Source organism: Chimaeribacter californicus (assembly GCF_002858675.1).
GTDB classification, from domain to species: Bacteria; Pseudomonadota; Gammaproteobacteria; order Enterobacterales; family Enterobacteriaceae; genus Chimaeribacter; species Chimaeribacter californicus.
Map to the genome: position 1 here is coordinate 14,592 of NZ_PJZF01000019.1, position 20,789 is coordinate 35,380.

The window sequence follows — 20,789 nt, forward strand, 5'->3', positions numbered from 1 at the left end:
TCACCCGATGTGCAATTTGCCCGCTTCACCCTCGTTTACTTTCAGCACATTGACCAGATAGCGGCCATCCTCGGTGAGTTTCGCGCCGTGGATGTCCGTTTCAAAGCCCGGATAATGCTGGCCAATGGAGCAAAGCATCAGCAGGAAATCCAGCACGGCGCGGCTCTGCCCGGTAATCATCTCACCGGGCATCACCACCGGCACGCCCGGCGGGTAAGGCAGGATCATGCTCGCTGAGACCTTGCCCACCATCTCGCTCAGTTCACACACTTCCACATTGCCCTTCACCTGCTGCTGGAACATCTCATACGGCGTCATTTTCATTTCCGGCAGCACATCAAAGGCTTTCAGCATCAGCTGGGGCAGATCGTGCTTAACGATCAGGTTATGGATACCTTTTGCCAGATCCTGAATGCGCATATTGTGGTAGAAATCCGGGTCTTCCGCATAGAGATCCGGCAGCATATTGCGTACCCGCAGGTTAAGGTCAAAGGCACGTTTGAACTCGGTCAGCCCACGTAACAAGCTGAGCGCTTTGGTTTTGTCGATGCCGATACTGAACAGGAACAGCAGGTTATAGGGGCCGGTTTTCTCCACTACCACGCCGCGCTCGTCCAGGAACTTGGCCACCAGCGCTGCCGGAATACCGGATTCTTCCAGGTTGCCCTGCTCATCCATGCCCGGCGTCAGGATAGTGACTTTGATCGGGTCAAGGTACATATGCTCCGGGTCGGTGGCCCCGAAGCCGTGCCAGTTATCATCCGGGTTCAGCGGCCAGCATTGTGCCTCGCTGATGTTCTCCGGCTGCCAGACATCAAAGAACCAGCTGTCAGACTCCTGGCGTAACCGCTGGATCTCACTGCGGAAATGGAGCGCGCGTTCGACGGAGCGGTTAATCAGCCGTCGCCCCGGGTTACCGCGCAACATCGCCGCCGCCGTCTCCATTGATGCCACAATGCTGTAGTTCGGCGAGGTGGTGGTGTGCATCATGTAGGCTTCGTTGAACGTCTCTTCACGGTAGTCGCCTTTGATATGAATCATTGAGGCCTGCGAAAACGCCGCCAGTAGCTTGTGCGTTGACTGGGTTTCGTAGATGACCTTGCCGGGGATGCGCTCGCCGCTCATGCCGCTTTTCCCGGCGTAGATCGGGTGGAAGTTGGTGTAAGGCACCCAGGCCGAATCAAAGTGAATCGACGGGACATCCAGTTCCTGCTTGATGTAGTCGGTGTTGTAGAGCAGGCCGTCATACGTCGAGTTGGTGATCACCGCATGCACCGGCCAGCCGGCATTGGGGGTTTGCGCCACTTTCAGCGCGATGCTTTCACGGCTGAACTCCCGCCGCGGGATGCCGCCCAGAATGCCATAGGCGTTACGCACCGGGCGCAGGTAAATCGGGATGATGTTGGTCATCATCATCAGGTGCGCCAGCGATTTATGGCAGTTACGGTCAATCAACACGGTGCTGCCGGCGGGCGCGGCGTACATCCCGACAATCTTATTCGCCGTTGAGGTGCCGTTGGTCACCATATAGCTCTGCTCGGCATTGAAGGTGCGGGCGATGTACTCCTCCGCCTCCAGGTGCGGCCCGGTGTGGTCAAGCAGCGACCCAAGCTCCGTCACGGAGATGGAGACATCCGCTTTCAGCGTATTGGCCCCGAAAAAGTCATAGAACAATGTGCCCACGGGGCTTTTCTGGAAGGCGGTGCCGCCCATATGGCCGGGGGTGCAGAAGGTGTATTTCCCCTCTTTGACATAGTTAAACAGCGCTTTGGTCAGCGGCGGTGTGATCGCGTCGCGGTACTCATCAGTATATTGCTGGATGCGCTGGGCAATATCTTCGGCGGCGTTCAGCGCGTATTCGAAGAAGTAGAGCACCATGCGCATTTCATTGAGGGTGACATCCAGCGAAGAGTGGGTGTTGATAAAGGCGTAGAGCGGCAGGTATTCGTTGAGTTCATTGATCTCCGTACAGAGTTCCATGCTGTATTGGTCCCAATCGAAAATCACGCCGCAGATCCGTGCGTTATGCTCAATCAGTTTCAGCAGGTCAGCCGCATTCTGTGGGTAGACCAGCTTGAACCCACGCCGGGTCAGTGCCTCATCCAGCTCACGCATCGGCTCATCTTTATAGTAGGCCGTGGCCGGTGAGAGAATGGCGATGATATTCATGCAATGATCCTTATTTATTTCGGAGGGTCCTTCATTGAAACATAGCAAAACGGCAGGCGTTACGCCTGCCGTCCGAAAACCTTACCGCATAAAAATGGGCGGGTTACCCCGCCCATCACGTCCCTGGTGTTAATCACACCGTTTATTTACAGCTTTTAATCAATTTCCATTGTGACCATTCACCGGTATACGCCGGATTCCCTGGTTCATTATTTTGTGTCCAATAGTTTGCACGGTACTCATTGCCTTTCCAGAGAACACTTTCGCCACCGTAGTAGATTTTATTCTGCTCCCAGGAGTTGGCGCAGCCGGTGGTGGTGTCAGGGATCGGCACCGCTTTCGGCGACACGTTCAGCTCGTAGCGGGCAACGCTGCTGGCTTTGCCGTCTGATACCGTCAGGGTGAATTTATAGGTCGCTGCCAGGGTGACCACCGGCGCAACGAAGCTCAGGCTACTCTGGCCGGTCAGGGTGCGGCCATTCGGCAGCAACCAGTGATAGCTCAGGGTATCGCCGTCAGCATCATGGGAATCCCCTGCGTTCAGCGTCACATTGGCCTGGCTTTCCACTGTCCCGATCGGACCGGAGATCACTGCCACCGGCGCACTGTTTTCCGGCACGGCCGGTTTGGTATCAGGAATAACTGGTTTCGTGTCCGGGACAACCGGCGTGGTATCCGGTACTGTCGGTTCGGCAGTGCCGCCCTCGCCCGGTGCGCCTTCAATTTTCACATTGAAGTTATGCTCGACGCAGCGGACATAGTCCCCCTCTTTGAACGCAGTAAACGGTGTCTGGTACCCCACCAGTTTACAGGCGTAGGTTTTGCCGTCCGGCGTGTCGGCGCTCCACCCCCAGTCCTGTTCCCAGTAGATCGGCAAGGCACCTGCGCCGCCCTCATCAAACTGTTTCATGTTGGCGCAGCCCAGCACCTCATCTGCCGGTACCGGCACTTTTAGGTATTCCGCTTCACTTTTGTAGTAAGAGATCCGGTTCAGCCCCTGGGCGATATCCTGTGGCCCGCCGCACTCTACGCCGCCGTTGATGATCTGAATTGAGGTACCAAAGCCGGGGACCAGGCCATTGGCTTTATCATGTGCGTTAGGCACCCAGGTGCCGTCGATCACATGCAACATGCTCGGTTTCGGCGGTTGCGGGTAAACAAAGAAGAACACAGCACTGGCCAGGTTCAGCCAGGTATCCGCCACCAGGTTCGGGTGGTCAAGCAGGGTGCGGACAGTGCCGTACATCGCATCAGAGAAAGGCCCATAGTTGTAGTTATAAGAAAGCTGTTTGGCACCACGTCCAAAGTAACTAAGGAAGTTCCCCTCAGCATCCTTACCGCACGGCCAGGTCTGCCCCTGCCACACGTCCACGTTACACTCGCCGTTATAGCCGCCCGGCTGGCCTTCAGCCCAGCCCATTTCACGCAGCCAGACTAACCCCTGTCGCCACTCAGCTTCCGGTCGCCAGCTTTCATGGCCGCCGGTTTCCTGGGCAAAGTGGGCAAACATGGTCGCCAGCACTTTACGGCAAATCGCCTCAGCATCACGCCCGTCCGTATAGGCACCACATACCGCCGGGAATTTCCCGATGGCTTTTAAAAAATTACTGTAACTGTATTCCGGTGCCCGCAGCGGGAAAATATATTCCCAATCCTTATTGGTTAATATTTTCTCAACTCTTTTTACGTTTTCTGGATTAGACGGTTTACCCGGTTCAATGGCTTCCACTAAGGTATTATCCAGTGTGCGGATGGATTCTTTTACATGCAGCATCAGCGGATCGGTAGTCAGCTCTTTTTCTTTTTTAACTAAATCACTGTACTTCACCACATAGGGCTCAGCTGTCGTCGTTTCTGCCGCGTGAAGCGGCAAAAAGGCGCCTATCCCCAGTGAAAGCACGAGGGAATTCAGTGCTATTTTATGTGTAGATGTCATTGTCATAGTTAACCCCTTGGAGGATAAATAGCGGTCACTACGCCCATGTCAGCCATCGCGTTAACCGCCGTAAATATTCCGCAGGACGCGAAACACTTTCAGCATAAATAGGGTTAATCAGGTGACAAACTCAATTCATCTCAATGGCGAACATGATGAATAAAAAAACAGAAAATAAAGAAAAGTGAACAGGGAAATAATAAAAAAGAAGTTTAGCTGCCGGAATGAATGATAAAAAATCATGCTCAAATTCTGACACCGGTAATAAAAAAGCCCGCCCTCTTACGAGGGCGGGCTGTTGTCCGCGCGTTAACCTGTCAGCAGTAGCCGTAGGTCATCAGCCGCTGGTAGCGACGATTGCGCAGTTCTTCTTCATTCAGCACGTCGAGGTCGCTGAGGTCAGCCAGCAGTTGCGCCTTCAGCGAGGCCGACACCGCCGGGATGTCACGGTGCGCGCCACCCAGCGGCTCCGGGATCACGGAGTCGATAAGCTTCAGCTCTTTCAGGCGTGGCGCGATGATGCCCATCGCCTCCGCAGCCAGCGGGGCTTTATCTGCGCTTTTCCACAGGATAGAGGCGCAGCCTTCCGGCGAGATCACCGAGTAAGTGCTGTACTCCAGCATGTTGACCTTGTCACCCACGCCGATCGCCAGCGCGCCGCCGGAGCCGCCCTCACCAATGACGGTACAGATGACCGGCACGTTCAGGCGCGACATCTCACGCAGGTTACGGGCAATGGCCTCTGACTGGCCGCGCTCTTCTGCGCCCACACCTGGGTAGGCACCTGGGGTGTCGATGAAGGTGATGATCGGCAGCTTGAAGCGTTCGGCCATCTCCATCAGACGCAGCGCTTTACGGTAGCCTTCCGGTGCCGGCATACCAAAGTTACGGCGGATCTTCTCTTTGGTTTCACGGCCTTTCTGATGACCAATAATCATCACCGGGCGGCCATCCAGGCGGGCGATGCCGCCCACAATGGCTTTGTCGTCAGCGTAAGCGCGGTCGCCGGCTAACTCGTCAAATTCAGTGAAAATATGTTCGATATAATCCAGCGTGTAGGGGCGGCGCGGATGGCGCGCCAGCTGGGCAATCTGCCAGGCCCCCAGATCGGAGAAGATTTTGCGGGTCAATTCCACGCTTTTCTCACGCAGGCGCTGAACCTCTTCGTCCAGATTAATATCTAATTTTTCGTCTTGACGACTGACTGCAGTCAGCGAGTCAATTTTCGCTTCAAGCTCTGCAATCGGCTGTTCAAAATCAAGAAAATTCAGACTCATAGTATTCCTATATTAGTCAAATTCCAGTTCCACCTGCTCATTACCGACCAAGGTGCGCAAATCCAGCAATAAACGATCGGTCGGCGTGACGCGCCAGGTTGCCCCAAAGCGCAACCGTGCGCGTGCATCTTCGCGCTGATAATACAGATGCACTGGAATCGTCCCCGATCGATGGGGTTCCAACGACTGACGGAGACGGTTCAAAAGCTGGTCATCAATTTGCCTGTCAGTCAGCGAGATAGCAAGCCCGCGAGCATATTTTTCCCGGGCTTCACTGATGTCCATGAGTTCACGGGCCGTCATTTTAAGGCCACCGCTGAAGTCATCAAAGCTGACCTGTCCGGTGGCAATCAGGATACGGTCTTTTTCCAGCAAATGCTGGTATTTTTCCAGCGCATCGGTGAACAGCATGACCTCCAGACGCCCTGAGCGGTCATCCAGCGTACAAACCCCGATGCGGTTACCCCGTTTGGTCACCATAACGCGTGATGCCACCACTAATCCTACCGCAGTGGTCATTTTGCCCCGTTCCGTCGGGTGCATATCTTTCAAACGTTGCCCGCCGGCATAACGTTCGATCTCCTTCAGGTATTGCGTGATGGGGTGGCCGGTGAGGTATAACCCCAGCGTCTCACGTTCCCCATCCAGCACTTTCTGTTCCGGCCACGGTGCCACACTGGCGTAGGACTGCTCAACCTGCTCCGGGGCATCGGCCAGCACACCAAACATGTCTACCTGGCCTATCGCCTCGGCTTTCGCATGCTGGTCGGCCGCTTTCAGCGCGTCACCCAGGGAGTGCATCAGCGCGGCACGGTGCGGCCCAAGGCGGTCAAACGCCCCTGACATGATCAGCTTCTCCAGAATCCGCCGGTTCAGCTTTTTGATGTCAGAGCGGGCGCAGAGGTCAAACAGCTCTTTGAAGTAGCCGTCTTTGTTGCGCGCCTCAATGATGGCTTCGATCGGCCCTTCCCCGACGCCTTTGATCGCACCGATGCCGTAAACGATCTCACCCTCATCATTGACGTGAAAATGATAGAGACCGCTGTTGATGTCCGGCGGCAGAATTTTCAGCCCCATGCGCCAGCACTCGTCCACCAGCCCGACCACTTTTTCGGTGTTGTCCATGTCTGCGGTCATTACCGCGGCCATGAACTCTGCCGGATAGTGCGCCTTAAGCCACAACGTCTGGTACGACACCAGCGCATAGGCGGCGGAGTGGGATTTATTAAAGCCGTAACCGGCGAATTTCTCCACCAGGTCGAAGATTTTTACCGACAATTCGCCGTCGATGCCGCGGGATTTCGCGCCGTCTTCAAAGCCGCCGCGCTGCTTAGCCATTTCGACCGGGTTCTTTTTCCCCATCGCACGGCGCAGCATGTCCGCGCCGCCCAGCGTATAGCCGGCCAGCACCTGAGCTATCTGCATGACCTGTTCCTGATACAGGATAATGCCGTAGGTCGGCTCAAGTACCGGTTTCAATGACTCATGCTGCCACTGGATGTCCGGGTAGGAGATCGCTTCGCGGCCATGTTTACGGTCAATGAAGTTGTCCACCATGCCGGATTGCAGCGGGCCGGGGCGGAACAGGGCCACCAGCGCGATCATGTCTTCGAAACAGTCAGGTTTCAGGCGTTTAATCAGATCTTTCATGCCGCGTGATTCAAGCTGGAATACCGCCGTGGTCTCCGAGCGTTGCAGCATGTCGAAACTTTTCTTGTCATCCAGCGGGATAGAGGCGATATCGATCGGCTCCAGCCCCTGTCTGGCGCGCCGGGCGTTGATCATCTCCAGCGCCCAGTTAATGATGGTCAGCGTCCGCAGGCCAAGGAAGTCAAACTTCACCAGCCCGGCATATTCCACGTCGTTCTTGTCGAACTGGGTAACCGGCTGGTTCCCCTCTGCATCACAATAGAGCGGCGCAAAATCGGTGATTTTAGTCGGCGCAATCACCACGCCGCCGGCATGTTTACCGGCGTTACGCGTCACCCCTTCCAGCTTGCGCGCCATATCGATCAGCGCACGCACTTCCTCATCAGCTTCGTAGATCTCCGGCAGTTGCGGCTCTGCTGCAAAGGCTTTTTCCAGTGTCATGCCCGGATCGGGCGGCACCAGTTTGGAGATGCGATCCACAAACCCATACGGATGGCCCAGCACCCGGCCTACGTCGCGGATAACCGCCTTGGCCGCCATGGTACCAAAGGTAATGATCTGGGAGACCGCGTCACGGCCATACAGCTCCGCCACGTGCTCAATCACCAGATCGCGCTTCTCCATGCAGAAGTCGACGTCGAAGTCAGGCATCGAGACACGTTCCGGGTTAAGGAAGCGTTCGAACAGCAGGTCAAATTCCAGCGGATCGAGGTCGGTGATTTTCAGCGCGTAGGCCACCAGTGAACCGGCACCTGACCCACGGCCCGGCCCCACCGGCACCCCGTTATCTTTCGACCACTGGATGAACTCCATCACGATCAGGAAGTAACCCGGGAAGCCCATCTGGTTAATCACGTTCAGCTCGATCTCAAGCCGCTCGTCATACTCCGGCCGTTTCTGCGCCCGCACGTCAGGATCGGGGAACAGGAACTCAAGCCGTTCCTCCAGCCCCTCGCGCGATTTCATCACCAGGAAATCTTCGGTGGTCATCTCCCCGGTCGGGAACTGCGGCAGGAAGTATTCACCCAGGCGGATGGTAACGTTACAGCGCTTGGCTATCTCGACACTGTTTTCCAGCGCCTCGGGGATGTCGGCAAACAGCTCGCACATCTCCTCTTCGCTGCGCATATATTGCTGGGCGCTGTAGTTGCGCGGCCGCTTGGGATCGTCGAGGGTGAAGCCGTCATGAATGGCCACGCGGATTTCGTGGGCGTCAAAATCATCGGCCACCAGGAAGCGCACATCGTTGGTCGCCACCACCGGCACGCCGCGCTCCGTCGCCAGGGCCACAGCGGCATGGAGATAGGCTTCTTCATCCCCCCGCCCGGTGCGGATTAGCTCCAGATAGTAGCGGTTGGGAAAGTGTTCGGCATAAAACGCCAGCGCCTGGTCAACCTGAACCTGATTGCCGCGCAACAGGAATTTACCGACATCGCCCTGGCGGCCGCCGGAGAGCAGCAACAACCCCTCTTTCTGCTCTGCCAGCCACTCACGATCGATGATCGGGCCGGCGGCACCGTAGCCGCGCTGATACGCCCGCGAGATCAACAGCGTGAGGTTTTGGTAACCCTCATTATTCATCGCCAGCACGGTAAGCTGGGCCAGTTCATCGCCCAGTTCCGCACTTTGCACATGGAAATCGGCCCCGATGATCGGTTTGATCCCGGCACCGTGCGCGCTGCCATAAAATTTCACCAGCCCGCAGAGGTTGGTGAAATCCGTTATTGCCAGGGCCGGCATAGCGAGGGCAGCCGCTCGCTTAACCAACGGGCCCACTTTGGCTAGCCCATCAATCATGGAGTAGTCACTGTGTACGCGCAGGTGAACAAAACGAGGTTCGGCCATATCGAAATACCAGAATAGAGTGAATGGAAGCCCACGCAGCGGAATGTGCGCGGGTAATCAGTTAACGTGGCGGCAGCGCCAGCGCACGCCTGACCGGGCCAAAACTGCGCCGGTGGTGGATTGTTGCACCGAACTGCGCCAGCCTCTCCAGATGGAAGGCGGTAGGATACCCTTTGTGCTGGGCAAACCCATAGTCCGGGAACTGCTGATCCAACTCGGCCATCTCGCGATCGCGGGTGACTTTCGCCAGGATCGAGGCGGCGCTGATCTCAGCAACCCGGCTGTCGCCTTTGACCACCGCCAGGGCGGCCATCGGCAGTGCCGGGCAGCGGTTGCCGTCAATCAGTACCATGTCCGGCGTGACGGCCAGCCCGGCGACCGCCCTTTGCATCGCCAGCATCGTGGCATGCAGAATATTCAGCTCGTCAATCTCTTCCGGTTCGGCACGCCCCAGGCTCCAGGCCAGCGCTTTCTCCGTGATCTCGTCAAACAGCGCCAGGCGCCGTTTTTCACTGAGTTTTTTGGAGTCTGCCAGTCCGGTGATCGGGCGGGACGGGTCAAGGATCACGGCGGCAGTCACCACCGCGCCCACCAGCGGGCCACGGCCCACTTCATCCACACCGGCAATACAGTGCGCGGCGGGATAGACAAAAATTTCACTCATGGATGAGCCAGTTCCAATACAGCCTGCGCCGCCTGTTCATCGGCGTTGCAGCGGATATGCTGATGTAATTCAAGGAAAGTCTGTTTCAGTGCCGTGCTCTGCTCACCACCGGCCAGCAGCGGCAACAGGGCAGCGGCCAGTTTCTCCGGCATACAGTCATGCTGCAACAGCTCCGTCACGATTTCACGCCCGGCCAGCAAATTGGGCAATGACACATACGGCGTTTTGATCAACCGTTCAGCCAGCCAGAACGTAAAGGGTTTCATCCGGTAACCCACCACCATCGGGCATTTTGCCAGCATACACTCCAGTGCTGCCGTGCCTGAGGCCAGCAGCGCGGCATCACTGGCGATCATCGCATCGCGCGACTGACCGTCCAGCAGGTGCATCGGCAGTGTCGGTGCCACTTCCGTTTTAATACGTTCAAACTGTTCACGCCGCCGGGCATTGACCAGCGGCACCACAATTTCCAGGTCAGGATAGGTCTCGCGCAACCGCAGCGCCGTGCGCAGGAAGTCGGCGCTGAGCATCTCGACCTCAGCATTACGGCTGCCCGGCAGCAGCGCCAGACAGCGAGCCCCCTCAGCAATACCCAGCCGCTGGCGGGCCTGCTGTTTATCAGGGTGCAACGGCATCGCATCCGCCAGGGTATGGCCGATAAAGCGGCACGGCACATTGAATTTGTCGTAAAACGCTTTTTCGAAAGGCAGGAAAGCCAGCACCAGATCGGTAGCTTTGCCGATTTTGAAAACGCGTTTTTGTCGCCAGGCCCAGACTGAGGGGCTGACGTAATGGATAGTGCGGAGGCCACGTTGCTTCAGCCGCCCTTCCAGCGTGATATTAAAATCCGGGGCATCAATGCCGACAAATACATCGGGTTGTAATTCGCTGAAGCGCCGGGTCAGGTCACGGCGGATTTTCAACAGGCGCGGCAGTCGTTCAACCACTTCCACCACGCCCATCACCGCCAGCTCTTCCATCTCATACCAGGCTTCACACCCTTCAGCCTGCATCAGCGGCCCTGCGACACCCACAAAGCGGGTGTCCGGGTAATGCGTTTTCAGCGCGCGAATCAGACCGGCACCAAGAATGTCGCCGGACGTTTCACCGGCAACCAGGCCGATCGTCAATGGACGCTTTTGCATACGTCAGCGAATAATGCCGCGCTTGGAACGGGCAAAGAACTCACTGAAGGGTTTTACCGCCGGATGCTGCTCAGCAATGGCGGCAATTTCCGGCAGCGCCTCTTCCAGCGTTTTACCGCTGCGGTAGAGCACCTTGTAAGCATTACGGATAGCATGCAGCGACTCTTTCTCAAAACCGCGGCGCTTCAGCCCTTCGATATTGATGCCGAACGGCGTGGCATGGTTGCCCTGCGCGATGACAAACGGCGGCACATCCTGCGCCACACCGGAACACCCGCCTACCATCACATGCGCACCAATCACACAGAACTGGTGAATCGCCGTCATGCCGCCGATGATAGCGAAATCATCGATATGCACGTGGCCACCCAACGTCGCGTTATTGGCCAGAATGCAGCGGTTACCGATCACGCAGTCATGCGCCACATGGGCATTTACCATCAACAGATTGTCACTGCCAATCTTCGTCAGGTTGCCGCCCTGGGTGGTGCCGCGGTGAATGGTGACGCTTTCACGGATGCTGTTACGATCGCCAATTTCCGTACGCGTCGGTTCCCCGGCGTACTTCAGATCCTGGTTAACCTCACCAATGGTGGCGAACTGGTAGATCGTGTTGTCACGGCCAATTTTCGTCACACCGTTGACCACAACATGCGATTTCAGCACCGTCCCTTCGCCAATCTCTACCTGTGAGCCGATATAGCAGAAAGGACCAATATGTGCGCCGGCGCCGATAACGGCACCTTCTTCAACAATAGCGCTGGGATGGATATAGGCGGTTTTGTCAGTCACGAATTAACTCTCCCGACGACGGGCGCACATCATTGTAGCTTCACAGGCCACTTCACCGTCAACTTTGGCGACACCTTTGAAACGCGCTACGCCACGACGTTCTTTAATGAATTCAACTTCCAGAATCATCTGGTCACCCGGTAATACTGGACGTTTAAAGCGGGCGTCGTCAATGGCAGCGAAGTAGTACAGTTCACCCGGCTCGAGTTTACCAACGCTTTTAAAGGCCAGAATACCGGTTGCCTGAGCCATGGCCTCAAGAATCAGTACACCTGGGAAAATCGGCTTACCAGGGAAATGGCCCTGGAAAAACGGTTCGTTGACTGAAACGTTTTTCACTGCACGAAGGAATTTACCTTCCTCGAAATCCAGAACGCGATCGACCAGCAAAAAAGGATAGCGGTGCGGAAGCAAATCCATAATCTCTTCAATATGCAGAGTATGAGTGTCAGTAGTCAAAATACTCTTCCTGTCTTAAAAAACTGATGGCATTAATAACACGGCCTGCTTAACCCCCAAAAGGAGGGCATAAGGCAGGCCGCAAATAGGGGTATGTATATGCAACATGCTGCTGCACGTTGCGCCCTTGCCCGCCGTTTAGCGGGCAAGGAGGGTGATTAGTCTTTTCCGACTTTACGCTCAACAGCTTTTAAGCGCTTGTTTATTTCGTCAATATTCATCACCAGCGCGGCAGTTTTGCGCCACGCTTTATTGGTCTGCAACGGAATGCCCGAAGAGTATACCCCAGGTTCAGTGATTGGTCGCATAACCATTCCCATTCCGGTGACAACCGCCTGGTCGCAGATCTCCATGTGACCATTAATCACACTGGCGCCGCCAATCTGGCAATAACGGCCGATTTTGAGGCTGCCGGCCATGATCACACCGCCCGCAACCGCCGTATTGTCGCCAATCACAACGTTATGCGCAATCTGACATTGGTTATCAATGATGACACCGTTGCCGATAATTGTATTGTCCAGCGCGCCACGGTCAATGGTGGTGCAGGCGCCGATCTCTACCCGGTCACCAATTTGCACGGTACCGAGCTGAGGAATTTTGATCCAGTTACCACGATCGTTTGCATAACCGAAACCGTCTGCGCCAATGACCGTGCCGGATTGTATCAGGCATTGCTGGCCGATTTCGATATTGTGGTAAACCGTGACATTGGCCCACAGGCGGGTGCCTGCGCCAATCCGGGTATTTTTACCGATGAAACATCCCGCACCGATCACCACGTTGTCGCCCAGTACAACGCCCGATTCAATCACCGCGTTAGCGCCAATCGCGACATTGGCCCCCAGGCTTGCCTGCGGGGAGACCACTGCACTCGGTGCAATCTCTTCAGCCGGTGACGGGGTCGTATCCAACAGTTGCGCCATACGTGCATAGGTCAGGTAGGGGTTTTTAACCACCAGCGCGGCCCCCTGCCAGAACGGCAGGTCAGCTTCCGTTAATACCACTGCGCCCGCCTGGCAGGCAGCGAGTTGTTCACGGTAGCGGCTGTTGGAGAGGAAAGTGATGTGCTCAGAACCTGCGGAATGCATAGAAGCAATGCCGGTGATGGCAAGATTGCCATCACCGTGCACGTGTGCATCCAACTGCTGTGCAAGATCAGCCAGTCGAATTGAAGACATGGATTATTTAACCTGTTTCAGCACATCAGCCGTAATGTCTTTGTCAGCATTGGCGTAAGCCACGGCGTTAGCGTCGATGACCACGTCATAGCCTTCTTTGCTGGCAACGTTTTTCACTGCATCCTGAATACGGCTCAGGATCTTGTTACGCTCTTCCATCTGACGGCGACGGTTATCCTGCTCAAAAGCCTGCGCTTTGCTGGAGAAGGTTTCACGCTGTGCCATCACGCTTTTTTCCAGCTTGCTGCGCTCGCTGGCTTTCATGGTAGAGCCGTCACGCTGCAGCTTTTGCATCTGGGTTTGCAGATCACGTTCCATACCCTGCAACTCAGTCGCCCGGCTTTTGAACTCGCTTTCCAGTTGCTTGGCAACTGCATCACGCGCAGGAAGCTGCTGGAAAATGCTGGAAACGTTAACCACTGCAATTTTGTCAGCAGCCTGAACGCCTGCAGAAGCAGCCATTGCTAAACCGAGGCTCGCGGCACACAACCACTTTTTCACTATAAACTCCTTAACATCACCCGTTTGTGTCAGAGACACTTGAATTACACAACCCACCAAGCATAACACACTGCCTTTTCCCAGGACTCGCCTGGGAAAGAGAGCGGCCGCGTGATGTTGCCGTGATCTTGCTGGATAGGCACCCGAGTGGGTGCATTACCATGTTTTACCGATATTAAACTGGAACTGCTCCGCCTTGTCGCCATCATATTTCTTGATAGGCTGCGCATAGGAGAAGACCAGCGGCCCCAGCGGAGACATCCACTGCAGCGCGATACCGGAGGACACACGGAAGTTATCCGGTGAACTGTAATCCGGAACGCCGGCCGCGTCAGTCGCGGCGGTGTTTTCCCAGTTGGTATCCCAGACCGTACCCCCGTCCACAAACAGCGAGGTACGTACCGAGTTAGCATATTTCTCACTGATAAACGGCGTCGGCACAATCAGTTCGGCACTCAGTACTGCCATGGCGTTACCGCCCACTGCATCGTCTGAGTTCTCTACCGGGCAACCCGCATAGCTGGTATTACCGCTGTTACAACGGTAATAGGCTGCTTTCGGGCCAATGGTGTTGGACTGGAAGCCACGTACAGTGCTTGAACCACCGGCATAGAAGTTGTCGTAGAACGGCACTTCTTTACCACCCAGGCCGTCGGCATACCCGGCACGGGCACGACCCATCAGCACCCATTCGCGATTTTCGCTCAGCGGCAGATAGGACGTCGAGTCGAAGGTAATTTTGTAGTATTCATTGTCTGAGCCCGGCACCGTGACTTTACCGTTCAGGCTGGCGCGCGTCCCGGATGTCGGGAAGTAGCCACGGTCAAGGTTGTTGTAAGTCCAGCCAAGGTTCAGCATGAAGTCATTGGCGCTGTAATCGGTGGTGTTGGTATCTTCACCCACCGTCACAGCCGGATTAACGCCCACCGAGTTCAGATAGCGCCACATACTGACCTGAGGTTCCATATCGGACAGGTCATTATGGACGTAATCCAGCCCCAGACGCAGCGAGTTATTCTCGTTGATTGGGAAGCCCAGCGTCGTGCCGAGGCCGTAGCTGCGGTTGGTATAATCGGACAGATCGGCGTCATCTGCTTTAAAGTCGTTATAGAACAGACGACCGCCCAGGCTAACCCCATCCACTGTAAAGTACGGGTCGGTCAGTGAGAGTTCCGCATACGTCTGGTAATCGTTTTTGGTGCCGGTAATGCCCACAGTGTTCCCGGTGCCCAGCCAGTTATCCTGCTGTACGCCGACCTGGAAACTCACGCCGCTTTCCGTGCCGTAACCAATACCAAAGTTAAAGGTACCGGTGTTACGCTCTTTCACCTTGTACGTTACATCCACCTGGTCAGCAGTACCTGGTACGCGTTGGGTATCCACATCCACTGTTTCAAAGTAACCAAGGCGGTTAAGACGCTCTTTGCCCTGATCAACCTGGTCGTTACCCAGCCAGGCCCCTTCCATCTGGCGCATTTCGCGGCGCAATACGGAATCCTTGCTGGTGTCGTTCCCTTCAAAACGGATATGGCGCACATAGAAGCGGTTACCGGCATCAACGGCAATATGCAGTTTTACCGTTTTATCCGCATCATTGATTTCAGGCTGGGTAATCACGCGTGGGTAGGCATAACCATAACGGCCCAACATCTGTTTGATGTCGTTTTCCATCTTGGTCACTTTGGTGCCGTTATACAGCTCGCCCGGCTCTATTTTCGTCAGGCTGGTGACTTCCGCAGAGTGCCCGGCCATATTGCCGTTGATATCAACCCCAGACAGCTTGTACTGCTCGCCTTCAGTGATATTCAGGGTGATATAGATCCCTTTCTTATCCGGCGTCAGGCTGACCTGAGTCGAGTCGATATTGAAACGGGCATAACCGCGGTCGAGGTAGAAACTGCGTAAGGTTTCCAAATCCCCTGCCAGCTTCTGCTTCTGATATTTCCGGTCACCCACCAGGTTCCACCACGGCACTTCATCACGCAGCTGGAAGCGCGAGATGAGTTCATCGGTAGGGAACGCATGGTTGCCTACAATGTTAATCTGCTGAATTTTGGCTGACACGCCTTCCGTGAAGACCAGTTTCAGGTCAACCCGGTTACGCGGCAACGGCGTGACCACCGCTTTCACGGAAGCGCTGTATTTGCCGACGCTGTAATAGAAATCCTCCAGGCCTTTCTCAATGCTGGAGAGAGTGGTGCGATCGAGCGCTTCACCAACGCGGACGCCGGAGGCTTCCAGGTTCTGTTTGAGCATGTCATCTTTCACCGATTTATTACCGGAGAAAGTGATGCTGGCGATTGTTGGGCGCTCTTTCACTTGTACGATTAAGGTATCACCATCGCGCAGGACACGGACATCCTCGAAGTTCCCTGTTGCAAACAGGGCACGGATGGTGCTGCTGATATCTTCATCATTCACCGTATCGCCTACGCGAACCGGCATATTGAGTAACGCCGCACCGACGGCAACTCGTTGCAGGCCTTCGAAATGAATGTCCTTCACTACGAACCCGTCTGCACCGTATACGGTGGCGCTGCCAAACAGCAGCGACGCTATGAGCAACTTTTTCATCGCCATCGTTGTTATGCGTTCTTCCTAACCTATCCCCCACCTCAGAGGCGGGAGAAATCATTGAAAAGTGCAAGCCCCATTAACAGCACCAGCAATACCGAGCCGATGCGATAGCTGAAGTCTTGTACTCGCTCAGAAACCGGCCCACCCTTCAGCTTTTCAATCGCCAGGAAGAGCAGGTGTCCACCATCCAGTACCGGCAGTGGGAACAGGTTGATAATCCCGAGGTTCACGCTGATCAGCGCCAGGAACATCAGGTAGTAGACCAACCCGAACTCTGCTGACATCCCTGCGCCCTGTGCAATCGAAATCGGGCCACTCAGGTTATTCAGCTTCACATCACCGGTAATCAACTTGCCCAGCATACCCACCGTCAGCTTCATAAGCTGCCAGGTTTTATCCCCGGCTTCATAGAAGGCAGTAAACGGCCCATACTGGCGGATTGTTTTATACTCATCAGGCAACGGGATAATTTTCGGGACCACGCCGGCAAATCCTTCCACCCCCGCTTTTCCTGCCGGCTTTGTATCCGGAATCAGGGTTAAAGACAAGGGGGAACCTGCCCGCTCAATCTCCACAGCCAGTGGTTTGGCTGGGTTATCACGTACCAGTGTGACAAAACGCTGCCACTGCCCCAAAAGCTGACCATTGACTTTAACGATCCTGTCACCGGGTTGCAAACCCGCTTTTGCCGCGGCTGAACCTGCCTGCACTTCTGCCAGAACCGGTTCAATCTGCGGCCCACGCGGCATAATGCCCAATGCCACTACGGGATCCTGCTTGTCCGGCTCAAACTGCCACTGGCGTAAATCCAGTGACTTCTCAACGATATGTGAGGAGCCAAACGGCGCCACACCCACCGTGGTTTGCGCATCACCAATTTTGCCGATCAGCTCAAGACGCACTGAATCCCAATCAGGCGTTTCGATGCCACCAAGTGACTTAAGTTCCATACCCGGCGAAATTTCCGCGTGTGCCGCAACCGAATCAGGGGCGACCTCCCCCACCACCGGGCGCAGGCTGGGAACGCCGATGATAAACACCAGCCAATAGGCAAAAACAGCGAAAATAAAGTTGGCAACCGGCCCGGCACTGATGATAGCAGCACGCTGCCAGACCGTTTTGTTATTGAAGGATTGGTGACGTAGTTCAGGGGGGACAGCCTCTACCCGCTCATCAAGCATTTTGACGTAGCCCCCAAGCGGGATCAGGGCGATAACATATTCAGTGCCCTGGCGGTCAGTACGCCGCCAGAGCGCGCGGCCAAAACCGATAGAGAAACGTTCAACACGCACACCACAGCGACGGGCGACCCAGAAATGGCCGAACTCATGCACAGTGATCAACACCCCCAGCGCAACGATAAACGCCGCCAGGCTCCAGAGTATGTTCATCATATTCCCTAAACTCCCCGTCTCAGACGGCTTAAAACACCAACAGCATCAGGCAGGCGAAAACCGGTACGGCAGCCGTCAGGCTGTCAATCCGATCGAGGATCCCACCGTGACCGGGAATAAGGCTGCCGCTGTCTTTAATACCGGCTTCACGTTTGAACATGCTTTCCGTCAGGTCGCCCAGTACCGAGGCCAATGTCGCGATAATAGAGCACACCAGCAGGGTCATGGGCTGAATGCTCAGCGGTGCATACCGGCCAAATGCCCAGGCGATAACCGCAGCCGTGACCAGCCCGCCAATCAGCCCCTGCCAGGTTTTCCCCGGCGACACTTTAGGCGCAAGCTTATGTTTTCCGAACAGTTTGCCGAAGATATAGGCCCCTGAATCCGCGCCCCAGACCAGCAACATCACATATAACAGCCACCAGGCGCCGGTCGTATGGTTCTCTTCATACCCGTATTGACGCAGTGACACCATGCCCCAGAAAAACGGCACAATAGTCAGCACGCCAAACAGCAGCCGCAGGGGTGTTGAATGCCGCCATGCTCCGGCTGAGCGGGGATAGAAGAGCACCAGCACCAGTGCCGCCGCCCACCATATCAGCGAGGCCCACAGTGACAAACTCACCTGCGGAATATGCAGTGACTGATGATAAGCCGGGATAGTCAGCATCATGAGTGCCAGCAGGAACCCGCACAGAATAGCCAGCCAGACGCGCTGGTTGCGGGAGGTAAACCCAGCCAGCTGGCCCCACTCCCATGCTGCCAGCATGCAGACGACGAGGGTAACGATAGCGAACCCAACCGGCGGAAGCAGAAACAGCGCAGCGATGACGATCGGGATTAAAATAAACGCAGTGATGAGGCGATACTTCAGCAAAAGTTCTCCCTAGGACGCATCGGCGCCGATAGGTGTTGTTCCCCCGAAGCGGCGCTCGCGATGTGCAAATGCATTCAGCGCACCTTCAAAGACATGTTCATCAAAATCAGGCCAAAGGACATCTGTAAAGTAAAGCTCAGCATAGGCAATCTGCCACAGCAAAAAATTACTGATACGGTGCTCTCCCCCCGTCCGGATCACCAAATCCACCGGTGACTGCTCATGCAGGCAGACCAGCTCGCTTAACCCTTCCTCAGTAATCTGGTCTGGCTGAAGCTCACCGGACTGAACCTGCCGCGCCAGAGTTCTCATTCCCTGAATGATATCCCAGCGGCCGCCATAGTTTGCAGCGATGTTAAGCGTGAGACCATCATTGCCGGCAGTCAGTGCCTCAGAACGGCGGATTCGCTCCTGCAGACGGGCACTGAAACGGCTGGTATCCCCAATAACCCGTAAGCGGACGTTATGTTTATGCAGGCTTTTGACTTCGCTGTCCAGCGCTCTGACGAACAGCTCCATCAGCGCGGTCACTTCCTGTGCGGGACGATTCCAGTTTTCACTGCTGAAGGCATAAAGCGTGAGTGCATCAAGGTGACGGTTAGCAGCGAAACTCACTGCGCGACGCACCGATTTCACCCCTGCTTTATGACCAAAGATCCGTAACTTTCCCTGACGTTTAGCCCAACGGCCGTTGCCATCCATGATGATGGCGACGTGGCGTGGTCCCGGGATGGGCAAGTCAGCCCCTTGTTGATTTGCGGACGACATAACGCGTACTTATTTCCTCAATCAGAAATACAACAGTGCTACCGGAACATAAGGCCCTGTGTGCGCAAAAAAGCCGTGAACAGGCACGGCTTACCCTAAAAAGCCCCCGCACTGCCGGCCGCAGCGCGCCGCTGAAAATCCTTTTTACTGATATTCATGACAGATGCCGGGAGGCGCTGACTATACCATTTTCACCTATCGCCGACAAATTGCCGTAAATGCAAACAGATAGATCAGCACATCGCCGTTTTCAGAAGCCGGCAGGCGGCATCACGCGCCCGGCGATCAATCTCCAGTACATCGTCGACGCTGTGTGGCTCTGTCAGGGCCAGTGTATCAAGCACATCACGGTTTAACGCAGCAATGTCAGTGAAGCGGATCTCATTATCCAAAAATGCCGCGACGGCAATTTCGTTGGCTGCATTCAAGGCGGTAGTCGCCGCCTGCCCGGCATGACAGGCATCAATGGCCAGCTTCAGACAGGGGTAGCGCTGATAATCAGGTTCCATAAAGGTCAGCGCACCAATGCGGCAGAAGTCCAGCGGTGTGACCCCGGCTTCCACCCGTTGCGGGTAGGCCATCGCATGGGCGATCGGTGTACGCATATCAGGGGAGCCGAGTTGTGCCAGCACGCTGCCGTCACGGTAACGCACCATGGAGTGGATCACCGATTGCGGATGCAGGATCACTTCCATCTGTTCAGCGGAGGCGTTGAACAGCCAGCGGGCCTCAATATATTCCAGTCCTTTATTCATCATGGTGGCAGAATCGACGGAAATTTTACGGCCCATCGACCAGTTCGGATGCGCGCAGGCCTGGGCCGGTGTCACGCCCGGGAAATCTGCCAGCGGTGTATCGCGGAACGGGCCACCAGAGCCGGTTAAAATGATTCGTGCGACACCATGATCTTCAAGGGAAGCATACCCTAAGCAGCGCTGAATGCTCTCGGGTAAACTCTGAAAAATGGCGTTGTGTTCGCTGTCGATAGGCAGGAGTTGGGCACCGCTTTGTGCCACGGCGTCCATGAATATGCGCCCACAGGTCACCAGGGACTCTTTATTGGCCAGCAGTACCTGCTTGCCGGCACGGATAGCGGCCAGAGTGGGCAACAGGCCGGCAGCACCGACGATAGCCGCCATAACCTGATCAACGCCCGGCAGGGCAGCCAATGTACAGGCGGCGTCCTGCCCGGCCATCACCTCAACCCTGAGGCCCATTTCAGCCAGCTGCACGCGCAGCTGCTGCGCAGAGCGTTCATCTGCCATCGCGGCATACTCAGGCCGGAATTCAGCACACTGCTGTGCCATGACGTCGACATTATGCCCGGCAACCAGGGCTTTAACCGTAAATTGCTGAGGATTGGCACGAATAACAGCCAGGGTGCTGATGCCAATAGACCCGGTGGAACCCAGAATGGTCAGTTGCTTCATGAGGATGCTCTGAATAACTGTTTATTATGATTGGAAGGCGTCCAGTCTGAAACCTGCAACCTCTGTTGTCTATGGGATTCCAGCGACAAACGGAAATATCACCTTATAAAATAATAAAGCGCCG

15 protein-coding genes are annotated in these 20,789 nt (G+C 55.6%); all 15 read right to left on the reverse strand.

The window, feature by feature from the left end:
* Positions 1-2,169 carry a lysine decarboxylase LdcC gene (locus tag CYR55_RS17975; protein WP_101817742.1) on the reverse strand — a complete coding sequence of 723 codons (2,169 nt, stop codon included), beginning with the start codon at positions 2,167-2,169 and terminating at the stop codon, positions 1-3.
* A gap of 142 nt (positions 2,170-2,311) precedes the next feature.
* Complete coding sequence (locus tag CYR55_RS17980; RefSeq protein WP_101817743.1) at positions 2,312-4,105, reverse strand: chitinase; 1,794 nt, start codon at positions 4,103-4,105, stop codon at positions 2,312-2,314.
* 317 nt (positions 4,106-4,422) lie between these two features.
* Entirely contained in the window at positions 4,423-5,382 is a 960-nt protein-coding gene (gene accA, locus CYR55_RS17985) for an acetyl-CoA carboxylase carboxyl transferase subunit alpha (protein WP_101817744.1), read from the reverse strand.
* Positions 5,383-5,394: 12 nt separating this feature from the next.
* Entirely contained in the window at positions 5,395-8,877 is a 3,483-nt protein-coding gene (gene dnaE, locus CYR55_RS17990) for a DNA polymerase III subunit alpha (protein ID WP_101817745.1), read from the reverse strand.
* A gap of 61 nt (positions 8,878-8,938) precedes the next feature.
* On the reverse strand, positions 8,939-9,541 hold the full coding sequence (gene rnhB / locus CYR55_RS17995) for a ribonuclease HII (protein ID WP_101817746.1): 603 nt from the start codon (positions 9,539-9,541) through the stop codon (positions 8,939-8,941).
* Positions 9,538-10,686, reverse strand: a complete 1,149-nt coding sequence (lpxB, locus tag CYR55_RS18000; RefSeq protein ID WP_101817747.1) for a lipid-A-disaccharide synthase — start codon at positions 10,684-10,686, stop codon at positions 9,538-9,540. Before lpxB ends, rnhB begins: the two co-directional genes overlap by 4 nt.
* A 3-nt stretch (positions 10,687-10,689) precedes the next feature.
* Entirely contained in the window at positions 10,690-11,478 is a 789-nt protein-coding gene (gene lpxA, locus CYR55_RS18005) for an acyl-ACP--UDP-N-acetylglucosamine O-acyltransferase (RefSeq protein ID WP_101817748.1), read from the reverse strand.
* Between the two features lie 3 nt (positions 11,479-11,481).
* Positions 11,482-11,937 carry a 3-hydroxyacyl-ACP dehydratase FabZ gene (gene fabZ / locus CYR55_RS18010; protein WP_072932463.1) on the reverse strand — a complete coding sequence of 152 codons (456 nt, stop codon included), beginning with the start codon at positions 11,935-11,937 and terminating at the stop codon, positions 11,482-11,484.
* 158 nt (positions 11,938-12,095) lie between these two features.
* A complete protein-coding gene (gene lpxD, locus CYR55_RS18015) occupies positions 12,096-13,118 on the reverse strand; it encodes a UDP-3-O-(3-hydroxymyristoyl)glucosamine N-acyltransferase (RefSeq protein ID WP_101817749.1) in 1,023 nt (340 codons plus the stop codon).
* Positions 13,119-13,121: 3 nt separating this feature from the next.
* Entirely contained in the window at positions 13,122-13,619 is a 498-nt protein-coding gene (skp, locus tag CYR55_RS18020) for a molecular chaperone Skp (protein WP_101817750.1), read from the reverse strand.
* Between the two features lie 156 nt (positions 13,620-13,775).
* Positions 13,776-16,199 carry an outer membrane protein assembly factor BamA gene (gene bamA / locus CYR55_RS18025; protein ID WP_101817751.1) on the reverse strand — a complete coding sequence of 808 codons (2,424 nt, stop codon included), beginning with the start codon at positions 16,197-16,199 and terminating at the stop codon, positions 13,776-13,778.
* A 35-nt stretch (positions 16,200-16,234) separates the two neighbouring features.
* A complete protein-coding gene (gene rseP, locus CYR55_RS18030; protein ID WP_101817752.1) occupies positions 16,235-17,590 on the reverse strand; it encodes a sigma E protease regulator RseP in 1,356 nt (451 codons plus the stop codon).
* A gap of 28 nt (positions 17,591-17,618) precedes the next feature.
* Positions 17,619-18,467, reverse strand: coding sequence for a phosphatidate cytidylyltransferase (gene cdsA / locus CYR55_RS18035; protein WP_101817753.1), 849 nt, complete (start codon positions 18,465-18,467; stop codon positions 17,619-17,621).
* A 9-nt stretch (positions 18,468-18,476) separates the two neighbouring features.
* On the reverse strand, positions 18,477-19,235 hold the full coding sequence (ispU, locus tag CYR55_RS18040; protein WP_101817754.1) for a (2E,6E)-farnesyl-diphosphate-specific ditrans,polycis-undecaprenyl-diphosphate synthase: 759 nt from the start codon (positions 19,233-19,235) through the stop codon (positions 18,477-18,479).
* Positions 19,236-19,468: 233 nt separating this feature from the next.
* Positions 19,469-20,665, reverse strand: a complete 1,197-nt coding sequence (gene ispC / locus CYR55_RS18045; RefSeq protein WP_101817755.1) for a 1-deoxy-D-xylulose-5-phosphate reductoisomerase — start codon at positions 20,663-20,665, stop codon at positions 19,469-19,471.
* Positions 20,666-20,789: the final 124 nt, after the last annotated feature.

Bases quoted from the DNA above. Each gene is read 5' to 3' on its own strand.
- lpxD (WP_101817749.1), bottom strand. From the start codon at position 13,118: ATGTCTTCAATTCGACTGGCTGATCTTGCACAGCAGTTGGATGCACAC.
- CYR55_RS17975 (WP_101817742.1), bottom strand. From the start codon at position 2,169: ATGAATATCATCGCCATTCTCTCACCGGCCACGGCCTACTATAAAGAT.
- lpxB (WP_101817747.1), bottom strand. From the start codon at position 10,686: ATGCAAAAGCGTCCATTGACGATCGGCCTGGTTGCCGGTGAAACGTCC.
- dnaE (WP_101817745.1), bottom strand. From the start codon at position 8,877: ATGGCCGAACCTCGTTTTGTTCACCTGCGCGTACACAGTGACTACTCC.
- ispU (WP_101817754.1), bottom strand. From the start codon at position 19,235: ATGTCGTCCGCAAATCAACAAGGGGCTGACTTGCCCATCCCGGGACCA.
- accA (WP_101817744.1), bottom strand. From the start codon at position 5,382: ATGAGTCTGAATTTTCTTGATTTTGAACAGCCGATTGCAGAGCTTGAA.
- CYR55_RS17980 (WP_101817743.1), bottom strand. From the start codon at position 4,105: ATGACATCTACACATAAAATAGCACTGAATTCCCTCGTGCTTTCACTG.
- rnhB (WP_101817746.1), bottom strand. From the start codon at position 9,541: ATGAGTGAAATTTTTGTCTATCCCGCCGCGCACTGTATTGCCGGTGTG.
- ispC (WP_101817755.1), bottom strand. From the start codon at position 20,665: ATGAAGCAACTGACCATTCTGGGTTCCACCGGGTCTATTGGCATCAGC.
- rseP (WP_101817752.1), bottom strand. From the start codon at position 17,590: ATGATGAACATACTCTGGAGCCTGGCGGCGTTTATCGTTGCGCTGGGG.
- bamA (WP_101817751.1), bottom strand. From the start codon at position 16,199: ATGGCGATGAAAAAGTTGCTCATAGCGTCGCTGCTGTTTGGCAGCGCC.